This is a genomic window from Guyparkeria sp. SB14A (genome assembly GCF_005096345.1).
In the GTDB taxonomy this organism is placed as follows: Bacteria; Pseudomonadota; Gammaproteobacteria; order Halothiobacillales; family Halothiobacillaceae; genus Guyparkeria; species Guyparkeria hydrothermalis.
Genome location: NZ_SWAW01000065.1, coordinates 1 through 1,203 on the forward strand (window position 1 = coordinate 1; position 1,203 = coordinate 1,203).

The window sequence follows — 1,203 nt, forward strand, 5'->3', positions numbered from 1 at the left end:
TCCTCTCCAACCTGGCGCCGTGTCGGGTCGCCATGGAGTCCTGCGCCGGCTCGCATGACATCGCCCGCAAGGCCGATGCCATGGGACACGATGCCGTGTTGCTCCCTGCCCAGTTCGTCCGGCCCTACACCAAGGGCCAGAAGAACGACAACAGCGATGCCGAGGCGATCGCCGAGGCGGCCACCCGACCAACCATGCCGACGGTGTCGATCAAGGATGCCACCCAACAGGAAATCCAGTTCCTGCACCGAACTCGGCAAGGATGGATCAAGCAGCGCACGGAAACGGCCAACCGGGTCCGAGCGATGTTGCTCGAATTCAGCATCACGGTTCCCAAGCGGATCCTGAATCTGCGCCGGGCGTTGCCCGGCATCCTCGAGGATGCCGAGAACGACCTATCTGACGGCGTACGTCAGTTGGTCGCGGACCACTGGCAACAACTGCAGGAACTGGACGACCGGATTGCCGACATCACCCAGCGCATCGAACGAATCCCGATTCGGGACGCCCGAGCAGCCCGTCTGACGAGCATCCCGGGGATCGGACCGATGATTGCCACGGCGATGGTGGCCGCCGTCGGGGACGGCACCCAGTTCACCCAGGGACGAGGATTGTCGGCGTGGCTGGGACTGGTTCCCCAGCAGTTCACGACCGGCGGCAAGCCGAGGTTGTTGGGAATCAGCAAGCGAGGTAACCGCTACCTGCGCACCTTGCTGATCCACGGCGCCCGGGCCGTGCTGCAGCAGGCGCACCGGGGCGACGATGCGTTACGCCGCTGGATTCAGCAAGTCAACGGCCGAGTGCATCGGAACAAGGCGGCCGTGGCCCTGGCCAACAAGCTCGCCCGGGTGGCCTGGGCGGTACTGACCCGAGGCGAGACGTTCCGGGCGAGCGCCGCGGCGGCCTGATCCCCGATCGCAAGAAGTCCAAATGAAATGACCGATCCGAACCGGATCGGTCACCAGACAACCAGCCAACGATTGCAAGCGTCCTAACGGATGGCGGAAACAGGCACCGGCCTGTCGCGAACCTGGCAGACACAATGGCTCGGTGAAGCCGGTTTTTTAATCAGGAACGACAGGCGCGGATTTCTCCATCGAGGCCCGGAGCACTGACGTGCCCCACGACGAGGCCGAATAGATTGACGCAACCTGATTATCCACCACCCCAACGGGGCTTGCGATCGGGGAGCAGGCCATAGAT

General features: G+C 63.8%; 1 protein-coding gene. It reads left to right on the top strand.

Annotated elements, in window-relative coordinates:
• Positions 1 to 908: IS110 family transposase (locus tag FAZ79_RS11270; RefSeq protein ID WP_136868053.1), on the top strand; the 908-nt coding region annotated here is incomplete at its 5' end.
• Between the last annotated feature and the right edge of the window lie 295 nt (positions 909 to 1,203).